Genomic DNA, 16,160 nt, shown 5'->3' with positions numbered 1-16,160 from the left:
TGCCCTGAGTGCCGCCAGCCCTTGCCACCCTTGTTTTCAAGAAATATCCCTAAAATGAATTCCATGTTTGCTTTTTGAAGGGAATCAATAAAAATATGCAGAAAAAAGACTCATCTTGTTTATGAGATGAGCCTGCTTATATTTTAAATTTCTTCATGGCGTTGTTCATGGCATCCTGGTTAATTCCAATGTATCGAAGGGTTGTCCGCTGATCAGAGTGGTTGAAAACCTCCTGCAGTATGGCAACGCCTTTCGGCTGAACAAAATTCATTCCGGCGCACCCCCGTCCTTATAGACTTCCGCGCGAAGTGCAAAGGCCAGCCGGTAAAATGCATTTGCTTTCGTTCAGATATCAAATTTTGCAAGTGAACGACTCGGTCATACCGATGTGAAAATGATCGCTGATGTCTATATTCATATCACGCAGAACCACAATCAAAAGAGCATTAATCGGTTTGATGAATACCTAAACAGCTAAAAACCAGTGGGCAAAATGTGGGCACGAGGGGCACATCCCACACAGAACCCTTCTACATCACACGTTTAAACATCTTCTCCATCTCATACGTACTGTGATGGATAATGATCGGCCGGCCGTGCGGGCATGTGAACGGGTCTGTCGTTCGGCGCAGGTCGTCCAAGAGCGCTTTGATTTCGTCATTTCTCAAATGGCGGTTCGCTTTGATTGAGCCTTTGCAGCTCATCATAATGGCCGCTTCCTCCCTGAGTTTTTTAATATCGATCTGTTTGGCGTCAAGCACCTGCTGAATGATTTCTTCAATCAGTTCAGCTTCTTCCCCTTTTGGAAACCAGGCCGGATGGCAGCGGACGATGTAGCTGTTCGTGCCGAATGCTTCTAAAAATACTCCGACGCTTTCAAGCTCATGCTGATGCTGATCAATGATCAGCGCTTCATTTGCCGCATAATGAAAGGTGAGCGGCACGATCATATCCTGCACTTCAGGCTCGACCTGCCCGACTTTCTCCCGGAAATATTCGTATTTAATCCGTTCTTGCGCCGCATGCTGGTCAATGATATACAAGCCGTTTTCGTTTTGGGCTAAAATATACGTCCCGTGCATTTGGCCGATCGGATACATCACCGGAACTCTTTCTTCCCGTATTTCTTCAGAGTCAGCCTCCTCTTCAGGCTCCGGAATATCGGAAACAGGCGCTTCCGTTACCGGCATGCCGAGCTCCGGCGGCACTCCGTGACCTGCTTCATCCGGCAGGGACTCTTCTTCTATGACCGGCTCCGGCTCTTTTACGACCGAACTCAGCTTCATCGGTGAGTAAGACGGCTCCGGCGTTTTTTCAGGAAGTTTCCGCTCAGGCGCGCTTTCCTCGAATGTCATAAATTGCTGTTCGTTTTTGGCTGGTGCCGGCGCTGTTTTTTTCGGGAGCTGGGCGCTCGGAATAAGCCGCTGCTTTTGAAACACTTCCTTTATCCCGTCACGGATCAGCTCATGCAGCTCCGTCTCTTTGCTGAGGCGAACTTCAAGCTTCGACGGATGGACATTGACATCGACCAAAATCGGGTCCATCGTAATTTCGATAAACGTAATCGGATGGCGGCCGATCGGCAGAAGTGTGTGATAGCCCTCATGCACCGCTTTTACAAGCGGAAAATTCTTAATGTATCTGCCGTTAATGACAGATGACATGTAGTTTCTGGATGCACGCGTGATTTCCGGAAGCGCGATGTAGCCCTTGACTTCAAAATCAAGCGAGCTGACATGGAGCGGTATCATTTTTTTCGCAACCGCCGTCCCGTAAATTGCGGCCAGCACATGGCGCACGTCCCCGTTACCGTTTGTCTGCAACAGATTTTTCCCCTGATGGCGCAGACGGATGGATACTTCCGGATGCGCAAGAGCAATCCGGTTGACAACATCCGTAATATTGCCGAGCTCCGTATGCACGGTTTTCATATATTTCAATCTGGCGGGCGTATTGAAAAACAGGTTGGTAACGATAATCTCCGTTCCTTTTCTGCTGGAGGATTTCTGCTCAGAAATGATATTCCCGCCCTGAAGAATGAGATGGGTTCCCGCCCCCTCTCCGATGCTCGTTTTGATTTCCAGATGAGAAACAGACGCGATACTTGGCAAAGCTTCTCCGCGGAAACCGAGTGTTCTCACCCGGAACAGGTCGTTTTCATCTTTGATTTTACTGGTCGCGTGGCGGCGGAAAGCCCGCTTGCAATCATCGGTTTCCATCCCTTCGCCGTTATCGAGCACCCGAATCGACGAAAGCCCCGCTTCCTCTATGTCGATCTCAATGACTGTGCTGTTTGCGTCAATGGCGTTTTCCACCAATTCTTTAACGACTGAGGCAGGCCGTTCGACCACCTCGCCGGCCGCTATTTTATTCGAAAGTTCATCTGACAGCTGGATGACTTTTGCCAAGTCCGTCACCTCTTTCTATTTTAATTTTTTTTGCAGCTTGTACATTTCATTCATCGCCTCAAGCGGCGTCATATCGAGAATATTGATTGACTTAAAAGCTTCAAGCACTTGTTTTTCTTTATTAGAAACCGCCGGTGCCTTCTGTTCTTTTTCACCGTCAGCAAAAAAGGACAGCTGTGCCGGTTCTTCTTTGACGGCGGGCTTTTTCTCAGGTGCCGCCGGAAGCTCCGGTTTATCTCCCGTCTGCTCAAGCTGTTTCAAAATCTCCTGCGCGCGGCTGATCAGATCGTCCGGGAGCTCCGCAAGCTGGGCGACATGAATGCCGTAACTTTTATCTGCGGCTCCTTCTTTGATTTGATGGAGAAACACGACCGTTCCGTTATATTCCTCTGCACGCACATGAACGTTTTTCAGCTGAGGAAGCTTATCTTCAAGCACCGTCAGCTCATGATAATGCGTGCTGAACAGTGTTTTAGCGCCGATATGATCATGAACATATTCAATAATCGCCTGTGCCAGCGCCATTCCGTCGTACGTTGATGTCCCGCGGCCGATTTCATCAAACAGGATCAGGCTGTCTTTTGTGGCGTTCACAATCGCGTTTTTCGCTTCCAGCATTTCCACCATAAAGGTGCTTTGTCCGGAAATCAAATCATCCGCTGCCCCGATTCTCGTGAAGATTTGATCAAAAATCGGCAGAACCGCTTCTTTTGCGGGCACAAAACAGCCGATCTGGGCCATGATCGATAGAAGTGCGATCTGTCTCATGTACGTGCTTTTACCTGACATATTCGGACCCGTAATCAGGAGCATTTCCCGCGAATCGCCCATCAAGCAGTTGTTCGGCACGTATTCTTGACTGTCCATCACCTTTTCAACGACGGGGTGTCTCCCTTCAATGACTTTTACTTCATTATCAGAAAAGACGGGCTTTGTGTAATGCCTGTTTTCACTGATCGTAGCAAAGCATTGCAACGCATCCAGCTCACTCATTTGTTTGGCAAGACGCTGCAGACGCGGAATAAATTGTTTGACCTTTTCACGCAGACCGGCAAAAAGCTCATATTCCAGCTCGCAGATGTTGTTTTCCGCTTCTAAAATAAGCGCTTCTTTTTCCTTCAATTCCGGCGTAATGTACCGTTCGGCGTTTGTGAGGGTCTGCTTCCGCTCATACCGCCCGTCCTCAAGCAGATGAAGGTTTGCTTTTGTGACTTCAATATAATAGCCGAACACTTTATTGAAACCGACCTTTAATGAACGGATGCCCGTATAAGCGCGTTCCTGCTGCTCCAGTCTGGCAATCCAGTCTTTACCGTTTTTGCTGGCGTCACGGTACTCATCGAGCTTCTGATGATAGCCGTCTTTAATTAAGTTGCCTTCTTTTAGCGATAACGGCGGGTTTTCATGAAGGGCTTCTTCTAACAGGTCAAGCAAATCTCCGCACGGATCAATCAAGCCGGCGCGTTCTTTTGCTTTTTTATGGTTAAGAGATCCTACAAGCTCTTTAATGCTCGGCACTTGTTTTAAAGATTCTTTCAGCTGGATTAAATCTCTTGCGTTGACGTTTCCGAATGCGACCCGGCCCGCCAGACGTTCTAAATCGTATACTTCCTTCAGGCGCTCGCGCAGATCTTCACGCTCAAACAGATGATTGATCAGCGTCTCGACCATTTTCTGGCGTTCTTCGATTTGGGATGCCCTGATCAGCGGGCGGTCAATCCATTGTTTGAGAAGCCGGCCGCCCATTGCTGTTTTCGTCTCGTCTAAAAGCCAAAGCAATGACCCTTTTTTGCTTTTAGAACGGATCGTTTCCGTCAGCTCAAGATTCCGTTTTGAATACAGGTCAATTTTCATCGCTTCTTCCAATTCATATACTTGAACCGGCTGCAGATGATCCAGGCTCCGTTTTTGCGTTTTCTGCAAATACGTATATAAACGCATAAACGTCTCTGTCAGCTCTTCTCCCGGCAAGTGCTTTGCGATTTCAATGCGTTCTGTTATTTCCCCGTCTTCGATGGAAATCGTTGCGCCGCACCGTTCTTTCAGCTGAGCAGCCGTATGTTCGTTAAACTTGCTTGATACGACAATTTCCTTTGCGCCGACTGAGTAAATTTCTGACATGACATCTTCAATCCGCTCAATAAATACGGCCAGGTTTTCTCCGGTCGTTAAGTCTGATAAAGCGAGACCGTATCCGTTACGAAATTCGGAAACGGAAGCGATAAAGTTGTTTTCCGACTCATGGATGCCTTTTCCATCCATCACGGTTCCCGGGGTGATCAGCTGGACGACTTCTCTTTTTACAACGCCTTTAGCCGCCTTCGGATCTTCCGTCTGCTCACAGATCGCCACTTTATAGCCCTTTTTAATCAGCTGTTCAATATAAGCCGCCGCGGAATGATACGGCACGCCGCACATCGGAATTTTATCAGCCGAACCTCCGTCTCTGCTTGTCAGTGTAATTTCAAGCTCTTGCGACGCTTTTTTTGCATCTTCAAAAAACATTTCATAAAAGTCACCAAGCCGAAAAAATAAAAAGGCATCTTGGTGCTCTGCCTTTATCTTCAAGTATTGCTGTATCATAGGCGTGTAACTAGCCATCATTTAATCCCTCACTATGTATCTTCTCTTATCCGAATCCCATTATAACATAAACAAAAGAGTGATATCTTTATATATAAAAAAGAGACTCGGGGTGTTAAACTCCCCTAGCCTCAACTTATTCTTCAGGATCTCCGACTAAAAATTCAGGGTTAATGTCCTCTAATTCTTCGTCAAGATCGTCTTCCCAATCATCATCATCGTCTTCTTCCCAGTCAGGATTGACTTCGACGACGACTTTCGTTTCACCGACCACTTCTGCTAAAAATTCCCTCTCTGCCTGAACAACGATTTTATTTCCGTTAGGAGAAATGGTGACTTCAAGACAATTCGGCTGCTGCAGCACTTTGGCAATGACTTCGTGTTCGTCATCTAAGTAATTTGTATCTCTGTATCTGAGTTTAATCACATCAACATACTTTACTCTCTCGGTTACAACTTCCGTTTTTGTATTATCGGCGTAAGAGTACCAGACGTTTATATCATAATACCCTTCAATTTCTACAGTCTTCCCGATCTTTTCGGCATCGTACTTGTGGTTGATAATCCAGCCGCCCAGTATACTTGACGGTTTTTCTCCAGGCGAGATCGTGTTGGTGCATTGGGTGAATTTTCTTCCTTTCGCAACTACCGCTTTCGTAATAATTTCCCTGTATTCAGACATTCCGGCAGGCCTCCTTGTTCTTCTTCGTGTTATCTTATGCTGGGCATTTGTCTCATGTGCATTTTTATAATAAAAATATAAAAATACAAAGTTTCTGTTTCATTGTATGCAGCCCTGCCCAGAAACTTTACTTTTAAGTATGATAAAACTTTCCAGTAAAAATAGGACAAAACGTTGAGACAATGAAAATTTAGTACATATCACAATTAGTTCTTAAACAGCAAAAAAACACGGGCCGATGAAGGCCCCGTGTTTAAATAGAACAGCTGTTATTCGAATGTTTTACTTTTGAACCGGTTTCTCCCGTCAGCAGGTTGCCTCCGGTAGATGTAATAATTTCGTTTGTCACCTGATTTGAGATCGTATGTGCGACAAGCTGAAGAAGGTCATTGACCTCAATCTGGGAATCTCTGAATTCCTGAATGATCGGAATCCCTTCAAGCTCTTCCTGCAGGGCGTCAATTTTACTTTCCACTTGTTTCAGCGCTTCAAGCTTTTCGTAGTGCTTCAGGTTAACGGCTTGTTTTTGCAGGGTTTTAATCTGATTAATAATCGCAGAGACTTTTTCATTTTCGTTAATTTGCGCCTCGGCGCGTTTGAAAAAATCAACTTCTTCTGTTTCAGAAATCATTTTCGCAAGGTTCCTAGCCTGCTGTACAATGTCTTTCTTTGAGTAAAGCGTCATTATTATTTCACCTCGATTGCTTCTCCTGCCATCACACCGTCAAGCGACCATGTTTTCGCCTGTTCGATTTTGACGCGTACAATCTTGCCGATGGCGTCTTTCGGCCCTTTGAAGTTGACGAGCTTGCTTTTTTCCGTATAGCCGGCAAGAATGTCAGGGTTATTTTTGCTTTCTCCCTCAACTAATACTTCGACAGTCCTGCCTTCATATTCCTTCATTTTTTTGGCTGAAATTTCTTTCACCAAATCATTAAGGCGCTGAAGACGTTCTTTCTTGACCCTCATCGGAACATTGTCTTTCATCTTCGCTGCCGGCGTGCCTTCACGAGGAGAGTAAATAAACGTATATGCGCTGTCAAATTCCACTTCGCGATATAACGAAAGCGTTTCTTCAAATTGTTCATCCGTTTCATTCGGAAAACCGACAATAATATCGGTCGTCAGTGAAGCGTTCGGCATCGCCGCTTTAATTTTTCCGACAAGCTCCAGATAGCGTTCTCTGTCATATTTACGGGCCATCATTTTTAACATCGCTGAGCTTCCTGATTGAACCGGAAGATGGATATGGTCTAAAAGGTTGCCGCCTTTGGCGAGCACTTCGATCAGATGATCATCAAAGTCACGCGGATGACTCGTCGTGAACCGGATTCTCGGAATATCAATTTTACGCAGTTCGTCCATTAAATCACCGAGACCGTACGTCATATCCTCAAAATCTTTTCCGTACGCATTCACGTTTTGACCGAGCAGCGTGATTTCTTTATAGCCTTCGCTTGCAAGTCTTCTGACTTCCTGGATAATTTCCTCAGGACGGCGGCTTCGTTCTTTTCCGCGGGTATACGGTACGATGCAGTATGTGCAGAACTTGTCGCAGCCGTACATAATGTTGACCCAGCCTTTAATTTTTCCGTTGCGGACTTTCGGAAGGTTCTCAATGACATCCCCTTCTTTCGACCACACTTCAATGACCATCTCTTTTGATAAATATGCCTCTGATAACAGTTCCGGCAGACGGTGAATGTTGTGCGTGCCGAAAATCATATCGACAAACGGGTGCTTCTTAAGGATGCGGTTTACGACTGATTCTTCCTGTGACATGCAGCCGCAGACGCCGAGAATCAAGTCCGGGTTGTTTTTTTTAAGCGCCTTTAAATGGCCGAGCTCTCCGAACACTTTGTTTTCAGCGTTTTCCCGGATGGCGCAAGTGTTTAATAAAATAACGTTCGCGTCATCAACCGAATTTGTCGCTTCATAACCGAGCGCCATAAAAATACCCGCCATGACTTCCGTATCATGCTCGTTCATTTGGCATCCGTACGTGCGGATATAAAATTTCCTGCCTTCACCAAGGCCTTTAAATTCTTCAGAGATTTTAAAATCGTTATGATATTGAACGGATTCTTTGCCCCGTTTTTTCGCATCTTTTAAAGAAGGCGGAATATATACGGCTTCAAAATACTTGCTGTAATCCTTTTCGGATTTTTTGTCCGCCGGATTCACTTGTCCGCTTTCCTGCTTTTGCTTTTCATTCATGTTCGAATGTCTCCTTTCAACCGAAACTTCCACCCTCAAGTATACTGGTTAAAAGCGTTTGGCACAACCGCCAGCCTATTATTGTACACCTTATTGAGAATAAGAATCAATAAGAAATAAAAAAGAGGGAATCATTTCCCCCTTACACAAGCTGAAGCTCTTTTGCGGCTGAACGGATTACTTCCAGGGCCCGGTCAAGCTCCTCTTTTGTATGCTCCGCCGTAATAATGGTGCGGATTCTCGCTTTTCCTTGGGCGACCGTCGGATACACGATGCTTTGTGCAAACACGCCGCGGGTCAATAAAAGGTCTGATAATGCCTGGGCTTTTTCTTCCTCCCCTATTAATATCGGCACGATCGGTGTTTCGCTTTTTGTGAGGGTCAGCCCCATTTGAACCAGTTTGTCTTTGAAATACGCCGTGTTCTCCCATAGCTTTTCCATATGCTCAGGCTCTTCCAGCAGGACGTCAATGGCTTCTATGCATGCGGCCGTTACTGCAGGCGGATGAGAAGTGCTGAATAAGAAAGGACGCCCTTTATGGCGCAGGTAATCGATCAGAACCTGCGACCCTGCGGCGTAACCGCCAAGCACTCCGATGGCTTTGCTTAATGTGCCCACCTGTATGTGGACTCTTCCGTCAAGCCCGAAGTGATTAACCGTCCCCCTTCCGTTTTTTCCGAGTACGCCGGAAGCATGCGCATCGTCGACCATCACAAAGGCATCGTACGCCTCTGCAAGTTTGACGATGTCAGGCAAAGGAGCGATGTTGCCGTCCATTGAGAATACGCCGTCGGTGACGATCAGGCGCATGCGGTAATTCATTGATTTTTTCAGCACCCTTTCCAAATCGTCCATATCAACATGGCGGTACACCTTTTTATCTGCTTTTGTCAGCCTGATCCCGTCAATAATGGAAGCATGGTTCAGTTCGTCAGAGATCACGATATCTTCTTTTGTAAGAATGCTTGATAAGACGCCCTGATTCGTTGTGAACCCCGATTGAAAAACAAGTGCCGCTTCTGTTTTTTTAAAGGTTGCCAATTTTTTCTCCAGCTCATTGTGCATTGTGAATGTTCCGGCGATTGTACGGACGGACCCCGTACCCGCTCCGAATTCTTCCGCGGCGCGTTTGGCCGCTTCGACAAGTCTCGGATGCGACGTCAAACCGAGATAATTGTTCGATGAAAGCTGTATCACGTTTTCCCCTTTGACTTCCACCGACGGACCCTGCTTCGTTTCAATTTGTTTCATTTGCTGCCACGTTTTATTTTCTTTCATTTTATCAAGCTCTGCTTTTAGAAATTCAAATTCTTTCATTATAGAACCCTCCCCTTATGGAATCAAAATGACTTTGCCGCACTGTCCCTTTCTCATCAGGTCAAACCCTTTTTCAAAGTCTTCAAGCGGAAACTGATGCGTGATCACCGGCGTCAGATCAACAAGGCCGGATTCAAGCAGGTGCGATACCTGCCGCCATGTTTCAAACATTTTTCTGCCTGTGATGCCTTGGACGGTAAGTCCTTTAAACACCACGTCATTTGTCAGGTCAACCGTCACCGGACGTTCCGGCAGACTCAGCATGTGGAACCTCCCCCCGTTGGCCGCCATCTTTAATCCTTGTGTTATGGCTGCCGGGTGGCCTGACATTTCGCAGACAAGGTCGATCCCTTCTCCGCCTGTTAAGGTGTCGATCACCTCAAGCGGATCTTCCTCGTCAGCTGAAATGGTGATCGCAGCTCCCAATTTCTTCGCAAGAGCCAGCCTGTAATCATTTTTATCAATGGCCGCAATACGGGATGCACCGGCCGCTTTAGCCACCGCCACCGCCATCAGCCCGATCGGTCCGCAGCCGATAATTGCAGCGGAACCGCCCGCAAGCCCGCTGCTTTCCAGCACCGTATGGACCGCGTTGCCAAGCGGCTCTTGAACAGAGGCGACGGCGGGGTCCATATCAGCGGGGTTTTTCCAAACATTTCGGGCCGGCACTTTGACATATTCAGCGAAGGAGCCGGCTGTATCTACGCCGAGGATCTTTGTATGGGTGCACACATGATGTTTTCCTGTTAAACACGGGACACAAGTACCGCAGACGAAGTGGGTTTCAGCCGAAACGTAGTCACCTATTTTGACATTTGTGACGTGCTTGCCCGTTTCCGCTACGATACCGCTGAATTCATGTCCGAATACTTGAGGTGTTTTGATTCGTTTCTGCGCCCATTGATCCCAATTATAAATATGCACATCTGTACCGCATATAGATGCGGCCTGTACTTTAATGAGAACTTCATTCTCATTAATGGAAGGTATGGGAATTTCTTTCAGTGTTGCTCCGAAAGCGTTTTCATTTTTAACGATAGCTTTCATCTTTCCTCCCAACATGTACACTCCTCCTCGAAAAAACACTGTAATAACTGGATTGTAACATGAGATAAAAAGGAGGTAAACACCAGTGTCCACTCGAGGAAAACAACTGCTTCCGTCCGGAAAAATGGGCGGGATTTTTTTGAATATTATATGAATAAAGCCATTTATCATCTCTTCGTACTATCAATATAATATTGTGAGAAAATATGACAGCAATAAAAACAACCTGCTCGCCTTACGCAAGCAGGTTGAGAATGTACATGTTTTTGTTTTTAACGGGGTTCGACGATTAACTTAATCGCCGTTCTTTCTTCTCCGTCAATCTGTATATCTGTAAAAGCCGGAATACAAATCAAATCTACGCCGCTTGGCGCGACAAAGCCTCTGGCAATCGCAACCGCTTTAACAGCCTGGTTTAAGGCACCCGCCCCAATTGCTTGAATTTCGGCGGCTCCGCGTTCCCTCAATACGCCGGCAAGCGCGCCTGCTACTGAATTTGGACTTGATTTTGCTGAAACTTTTAAGATTTCCATTTCTGCTCCCCCTTAGTTTTACAATGGATAAGTGAGTGTTCATTAGAACAATCATTATTAGATGTTGCTATCCAAAAAGCCATCCCCACAATGCTTTTCAAAAATAGCGGGCTACCTTCCATTTCTACTATATTCACTAAGAAGTTGCTATATTCCTGCTTTTCCTTTTAATATTTTTATAAAATAAACACATGATCACCTATTCAAAGAACATATGGTCATCATTGATTAATATCCGTTCGATATTTACGGCCTTTTTCGTTTGATCGTCGATGTCAATGAGCACTCCGCTCAGCGTAGTTTTACCTTCCGCCACCGTAAACCGGACGGGAAGATTGGTTTTAAACCGCTTGATGACCGTTTCTCTGTCCATACCGAGAATTCCGTCGTACGGACCCGTCATGCCTACATCAGTAATATATGCCGTTCCTTTCGGCAAAATGCGGTTATCTGCCGTTTGCACGTGTGTATGGGTGCCTACTACGGCAGAGGCTCTTCCGTCTGTATACCAGCCGATCGCAATTTTTTCGCTTGTCGCTTCCGCGTGAAAATCAATAAAAATGTACGGTGTGCGCTTTTTCGCTTCTTCTATTAATTCATCCGCTTTAGCAAACGGATCATCAAGCGGCGGAAGAAACGTCCGCCCCTGTAAATTAATGACGGCAAGCTCTTTTCCGTTCGATTTAATATAAGTAATGCCTTTGCCCGGCGTACCTTCCGGGAAATTCGCCGGCCGGACAAGATGCGGCACATCATCAATAAAGTCGAAGATCTCTCTTTTATCCCACGTATGGTTTCCCATTGTAATGGCGTCGGCTCCCGCTTCCATCAGGCTGTGGTAGATCTTTTCCGTCAGTCCTTTTCCGTGTGCTGCATTTTCTCCGTTAATAATTGTAAAATGCGGTTTATGTTTCGCTTTCAGTTTCGGGACATATTCTTTTACCATGTCGCGGCCCGGGGAACCGACAACATCTCCGATAAATAAAATTCTCATACATTCCATTCCTTCCTTTTCAGGGACTCAAAAAAATAAAGTGATGCGCTAAGCATCACTTTATTTTGCATACTCTACGGCTCGAGTTTCTCTGATCACGGTCACTTTAATGTGTCCCGGATAATCAAGCTCGTCCTCAATTCGTTTACGGATATCACGCGCCAAACGATGGGCTTCTAAATCATTAATGGAGTCCGGCTTCACCATGATGCGAACTTCACGGCCGGCCTGAATCGCAAATGATTTTTCAACACCTTCGTAAGACTCGGAGATTTCTTCAAGCTTTTCAAGTCTGCGGATATAGTTTTCGAGCGTTTCACTTCTCGCGCCCGGTCTTGCGGCTGACAGTGCATCAGCGGCAGCAACCAGAACAGCGATAATGGAAGTCGGCTCTTCGTCTCCGTGGTGTGACGCAATACTGTTAATGACGACTGGATGCTCTTTATATTTGGTCGCAAGCTCCACTCCGATTTCCACGTGGCTTCCTTCCACTTCATGGTCAATTGCTTTTCCGATGTCATGCAGAAGACCGGCCCGCTTGGCAAGCTTTGCATCTTCTCCAAGCTCGGAAGCCATTAAACCGGCTAAAAACGCAACTTCCATAGAATGTTTCAGTACGTTCTGCCCGTAGCTTGTACGGAATTTCAACCGGCCGAGGATCTTGATCAGATCCGGGTGAAGTCCGTGAACGCCGACTTCAAACGTCGTCTGCTCACCCATTTCCCGGATATAGTCATCAACCTCACGGCGGGATTTTTCAACCATTTCTTCAATTCGCGCCGGATGAATACGGCCATCCTGAACGAGTTTATCAAGAGCGATTCTTGCCGTCTCCCGTCTGATCGGATCAAATCCGGAAAGAATGACTGCTTCAGGTGTGTCATCAATAATCAGGTCAATACCTGTAAGCGTTTCAAGCGTACGAATATTACGCCCTTCACGGCCGATGATACGTCCTTTCATCTCATCATTCGGAAGATTGACGACCGATACCGTCGTTTCGGCAACATGATCTGCTGCACAGCGCTGCAAAGCAAGCGACAGAATGTTTTTCGCCTTTTTATCTGCCTCTTCTTTCGCACGGTTTTCGGTTTCTTTTGTCATGATGGCGATGTCATGTGAAAGCTCATTTTCAACCCGGTCAAGAATGATTTGTTTCGCTTCATCCCGTGTCAGGCTCGAAATGCGTTCGAGTTCTGACTGCTGCATACGAATCATCTCATCCACTTTGCTTTCCATCTCTTCAATATGTTGTTGTCGTTCATTCAGAGAATGATCTTTCTTCTCCAACATCGCTTCCCGTTTATCAATTCCTTCATGTTTACGGTCAAGATTTTCTTCTTTTTGAAGTAAACGGTTTTCTTGTTTTTGAAGCTCATTTCGTCTTTCACGAACTTCCTGTTCAGCATCTATTCGAAGTGTATGGATTTCGTCCTTTGCTTCAAGCAGAGCTTCTTTTTTCAGTGCTTCAGCATCACGCTTTGCATCTTCAAGGATTTGCTCGGCAGCACCGCGTGCGCCCGCAATCTTTGCTTCGGCAATGGTTTTACGAACATAGTAGCCAACAACTAAACCGAGCAGAGTCAGCAAAATGGAGATGAGAACCGTCATTGGGGTCATACTTTCACCTCCTCTTGCTATGAACTTGGTTTTTGCTTAAATAAGTGCCGGCATGTACATTGTCTGATTTTCTCAACATACAGAACCTTCACAGGGAATGAGTCTCTCATGCCCTTGTCAAGTTTAAATGGTTTAACAATCATGTTAAAAAAACAAATGTTACAACTTCATTGTAATTGTGTCGGAAATACTTGTCAAGCTTGCCAGCTTAACGATTCGCCTTCAGCTCGGATCGCCGCCCATGTATATATCATACCATACCTTCATCCGCTTTTCGTGAATGACGGCTCTGTCAGTCCGCCTGGTTAAGCAATTGGTAAATTCTATTGTTTACCTGTCCTAATTTGGCGTTATTCTGAATGTTTGACAGTAATATGACATATTTGCTTGCCGAATGGCTGAAACTGTTTAAAATGTTGTAACCGGGCATAACACCGTGATTGGAATAGCTGCCCGGATCAATGTAAAACCCCATCCCGTAAGCGGCACTGCTTCCTGCTGTAAACATTTTTGTGAAGCTTTCTTTTGAAAGGAGCGTGCCGTTTACGATCGCTTTATCAAATTTATAAAGATCTTCAGCGCTCATATACATGTCGCCCGCCCCGTAAAGCTGCGATAAGTCCAAAAGGTGCGGCGTTACAAGACTGCCGCTCTCATCGACTTTGTAGCCGACGGCAGGATATTTGGCTTCAGCAAATGTTTTGTAAAATCCGGCATGCTTCATTCCGGCCGGTTTGAACACGTGTTCTTTTATATATTGTTCATAAGACTCCCCGCTGACCTGAGATACGATATAAGCAAGCACTGAATAGTTGGAATCCCTGTAATCCCAAACCCCGGGCTGCCTTTTAATTCCGCGGTATTCTATATCCTTGATTAAATCAATTGGAGAAATCGGTCCCCGACCCTCAATATGCCCGTTTATGCCGGACGTATGATTGAGCAGGTTTTTCAATGTGATGCGCGTGCCGTTAGGAAAATTCGGCAAGTATGTACTGACGGGGTCACTCGTCTGCAGCAGCCCTTTTTCTTCAAGCTGCAGGACAGCCGTCGCGATTAACGCTTTTTGTGAAGAACCGATATAATATGATGTCTCCGGATTGTTTTTAATTTTTTGTTTTCGGTCTGCATAGCCAAAGCCTTTTTTCAGCACAACTTTTCCATCTTTTACGATCATTGCTGTGCCGCTGAACCCGATCTGTTGCAAGTAATTGCTGATCTGTTTATTGTGATCGATTGATTTAGGTGTTTTCTCTTTTTGCGTCTTTTCTTTTTTCTGTTGAGTCTGGTCTTTTGAAGTATCAGATTGAGCGGCGGGAGCGTTTTTAACGGATTCCTTCTCCCGATGATGCGCTGTGACGGTCCAGATCATAATAAAAACAGTGACAAGCAGCAGAAAAAGAAACAGCCCTCCCGTTTTCATCAGCTTCTTCTTTCTTTTTTTATTTATTCTTGTGCGGCGGGGGCTCGTCATCTTTTTTCCTCCTCAGATATAATTTCAACTTTCGCCATGATGTTAGACGAGTGAAGGGTGAAAAAAGTTGTAACATTCCAGATAAAATTTTCCGCACAGCCAGTGTTTTTTTGAAACATACAAAAAAAAAGAGCGGAAATTGCTTATTCCGCTCTTTTGATCGTGTTTTTATTCTTCTAATTCCATCTCTTCCTGAACTTCTTCCGCTTTGTCCGTTACACCGTTATTGTCTAAACCGTAATATTCACGGATTTGTTCCTGAATCATCAGCATGATGTCTTTATTTTCTTTTAAGAACTGCTTGGCGTTTTCACGGCCCTGACCGAGGCGTTCTTCTTCATAAGAATACCACGAACCGCTTTTTTGCACGATATCCAGTTCAGTTCCAAGGTCGATGATTTCCCCTTCTTTGGAGATTCCTTCACCGTACATAATGTCCACTTCAGCCGTACGGAACGGAGGAGCGACTTTGTTTTTTACGACTTTAATTCTCGTTTTATTCCCCATCACGTCGTTGCCCTGCTTTAATTGCTCGGCACGGCGCACTTCAAGACGCACGGAAGAATAGAATTTCAGCGCGCGGCCGCCCGGTGTCGTCTCCGGATTTCCGAACATAACGCCGACTTTTTCACGAATCTGGTTAATAAAGATTGCGATTGTTTTAGATTTATTGATAGCGCCGGAAAGCTTACGGAGCGCCTGAGACATAAGACGCGCCTGTAAACCGACGTGTGAATCACCCATGTCACCTTCAATTTCAGCTTTTGGAACAAGCGCCGCAACAGAGTCAACGACTACGATATCAACAGCTCCGCTTCGCACCAGCGCTTCAGCAATCTCAAGCGCCTGCTCTCCCGTATCCGGCTGAGAAAGCAGAAGCTCTTCGATATTGACACCGAGCTTTTGCGCGTAAACAGGATCAAGAGCATGCTCAGCATCAATAAATGCTGCCTGTCCGCCTTTTTCCTGAACCTCAGCGATTGCGTGAAGCGCTACAGTCGTTTTACCTGAACTTTCAGGTCCGTATACTTCAATAATCCGTCCGCGCGGGTATCCGCCTATTCCGAGAGCGGTATCAAGTGCAAGGGAGCCGCTTGGCACCGTTGAAATTCTTGTATCCGTTTTTTCTCCGAGCTTCATGATGGAACCTTTGCCGAATTGTTTTTCTATTTGCTTAAGAGCCATATCTAAGGCTGCCTGACGATCACTCATTTATTTTTTCCTCCTTTATCTTGCCACTACATATACTATACCTTGTTTACTGGCATTTGCCAAGAAAAAAGC

The 16,160-nt window shown here is 45.8% G+C and carries 12 protein-coding genes and 1 pseudogene; all 13 read right to left on the bottom strand.

Annotated features, from left to right (window positions below; all coding sequences use genetic code 11):
* Positions 1 to 136 precede the first annotated feature (136 nt).
* Positions 137 to 253, bottom strand: a pseudogene (locus HWY38_RS19145) (site-specific integrase); the annotation flags it as partial.
* A 277-nt stretch (positions 254 to 530) separates the two neighbouring features.
* Positions 531 to 2,408: a DNA mismatch repair endonuclease MutL gene (gene mutL / locus HWY38_RS09680; protein WP_003154106.1), complete on the bottom strand. Its 1,878-nt coding sequence runs from the start codon at positions 2,406 to 2,408 to the stop codon at positions 531 to 533.
* Positions 2,409 to 2,423: 15 nt separating this feature from the next.
* Entirely contained in the window at positions 2,424 to 5,009 is a 2,586-nt protein-coding gene (mutS, locus tag HWY38_RS09675) for a DNA mismatch repair protein MutS (RefSeq protein ID WP_088037175.1), read from the bottom strand.
* Between the two features lie 118 nt (positions 5,010 to 5,127).
* The gene (gene cotE / locus HWY38_RS09670; protein WP_003154111.1) at positions 5,128 to 5,673 is read right to left on the bottom strand and encodes an outer spore coat protein CotE; all 546 of its coding nucleotides are present in this window, start codon (positions 5,671 to 5,673) and stop codon (positions 5,128 to 5,130) included.
* Positions 5,674 to 5,926: 253 nt separating this feature from the next.
* On the bottom strand, positions 5,927 to 6,358 hold the full coding sequence (locus HWY38_RS09665; RefSeq protein ID WP_003154113.1) for a RicAFT regulatory complex protein RicA family protein: 432 nt from the start codon (positions 6,356 to 6,358) through the stop codon (positions 5,927 to 5,929).
* Positions 6,359 to 6,360: 2 nt separating this feature from the next.
* Positions 6,361 to 7,890 carry a tRNA (N6-isopentenyl adenosine(37)-C2)-methylthiotransferase MiaB gene (gene miaB / locus HWY38_RS09660; RefSeq protein WP_003154116.1) on the bottom strand — a complete coding sequence of 510 codons (1,530 nt, stop codon included), beginning with the start codon at positions 7,888 to 7,890 and terminating at the stop codon, positions 6,361 to 6,363.
* Between the two features lie 142 nt (positions 7,891 to 8,032).
* On the bottom strand, positions 8,033 to 9,211 hold the full coding sequence (locus tag HWY38_RS09655) for a glycine C-acetyltransferase (protein ID WP_088037143.1): 1,179 nt from the start codon (positions 9,209 to 9,211) through the stop codon (positions 8,033 to 8,035).
* A 12-nt stretch (positions 9,212 to 9,223) separates the two neighbouring features.
* Entirely contained in the window at positions 9,224 to 10,270 is a 1,047-nt protein-coding gene (tdh, locus tag HWY38_RS09650; RefSeq protein ID WP_024085310.1) for an L-threonine 3-dehydrogenase, read from the bottom strand.
* 257 nt (positions 10,271 to 10,527) lie between these two features.
* Positions 10,528 to 10,788: a stage V sporulation protein SpoVS gene (spoVS, locus tag HWY38_RS09645; RefSeq protein ID WP_003154135.1), complete on the bottom strand. Its 261-nt coding sequence runs from the start codon at positions 10,786 to 10,788 to the stop codon at positions 10,528 to 10,530.
* A gap of 199 nt (positions 10,789 to 10,987) precedes the next feature.
* Positions 10,988 to 11,782 carry a TIGR00282 family metallophosphoesterase gene (locus tag HWY38_RS09640; RefSeq protein ID WP_003154137.1) on the bottom strand — a complete coding sequence of 265 codons (795 nt, stop codon included), beginning with the start codon at positions 11,780 to 11,782 and terminating at the stop codon, positions 10,988 to 10,990.
* Between the two features lie 60 nt (positions 11,783 to 11,842).
* Positions 11,843 to 13,402, bottom strand: coding sequence for a ribonuclease Y (gene rny, locus HWY38_RS09635; RefSeq protein ID WP_003154140.1), 1,560 nt, complete (start codon positions 13,400 to 13,402; stop codon positions 11,843 to 11,845).
* Between the two features lie 292 nt (positions 13,403 to 13,694).
* Positions 13,695 to 14,876, bottom strand: a complete 1,182-nt coding sequence (locus HWY38_RS09630) for a serine hydrolase domain-containing protein (protein WP_003154142.1) — start codon at positions 14,874 to 14,876, stop codon at positions 13,695 to 13,697.
* A 168-nt stretch (positions 14,877 to 15,044) separates the two neighbouring features.
* The gene (recA, locus tag HWY38_RS09625) at positions 15,045 to 16,088 is read right to left on the bottom strand and encodes a recombinase RecA (protein WP_003154145.1); all 1,044 of its coding nucleotides are present in this window, start codon (positions 16,086 to 16,088) and stop codon (positions 15,045 to 15,047) included.
* Positions 16,089 to 16,160 lie beyond the last annotated feature (72 nt).

It is taken from the genome of Bacillus sp. KS1, from assembly GCF_020075515.1.
In the GTDB taxonomy this organism is placed as follows: domain Bacteria; phylum Bacillota; class Bacilli; order Bacillales; family Bacillaceae; genus Bacillus; species Bacillus velezensis.
Note: the sequence above shows the minus strand (reverse complement) of the source record. Positions and strands in the feature narration are given on the sequence as shown.

Bases quoted from the DNA above. Each gene is read 5' to 3' on its own strand.
- miaB (WP_003154116.1), bottom strand. From the start codon at position 7,890: ATGAATGAAAAGCAAAAGCAGGAAAGCGGACAAGTGAATCCGGCGGAC.
- cotE (WP_003154111.1), bottom strand. From the start codon at position 5,673: ATGTCTGAATACAGGGAAATTATTACGAAAGCGGTAGTTGCGAAAGGA.
- tdh (WP_024085310.1), bottom strand. From the start codon at position 10,270: ATGTTGGGAGGAAAGATGAAAGCTATCGTTAAAAATGAAAACGCTTTC.
- HWY38_RS09640 (WP_003154137.1), bottom strand. From the start codon at position 11,782: ATGAGAATTTTATTTATCGGAGATGTTGTCGGTTCCCCGGGCCGCGAC.
- rny (WP_003154140.1), bottom strand. From the start codon at position 13,402: ATGACCCCAATGACGGTTCTCATCTCCATTTTGCTGACTCTGCTCGGT.
- HWY38_RS09665 (WP_003154113.1), bottom strand. From the start codon at position 6,358: ATGACGCTTTACTCAAAGAAAGACATTGTACAGCAGGCTAGGAACCTT.
- spoVS (WP_003154135.1), bottom strand. From the start codon at position 10,788: ATGGAAATCTTAAAAGTTTCAGCAAAATCAAGTCCAAATTCAGTAGCA.
- recA (WP_003154145.1), bottom strand. From the start codon at position 16,088: ATGAGTGATCGTCAGGCAGCCTTAGATATGGCTCTTAAGCAAATAGAA.
- mutS (WP_088037175.1), bottom strand. From the start codon at position 5,009: ATGGCTAGTTACACGCCTATGATACAGCAATACTTGAAGATAAAGGCA.
- HWY38_RS09630 (WP_003154142.1), bottom strand. From the start codon at position 14,876: ATGACGAGCCCCCGCCGCACAAGAATAAATAAAAAAAGAAAGAAGAAG.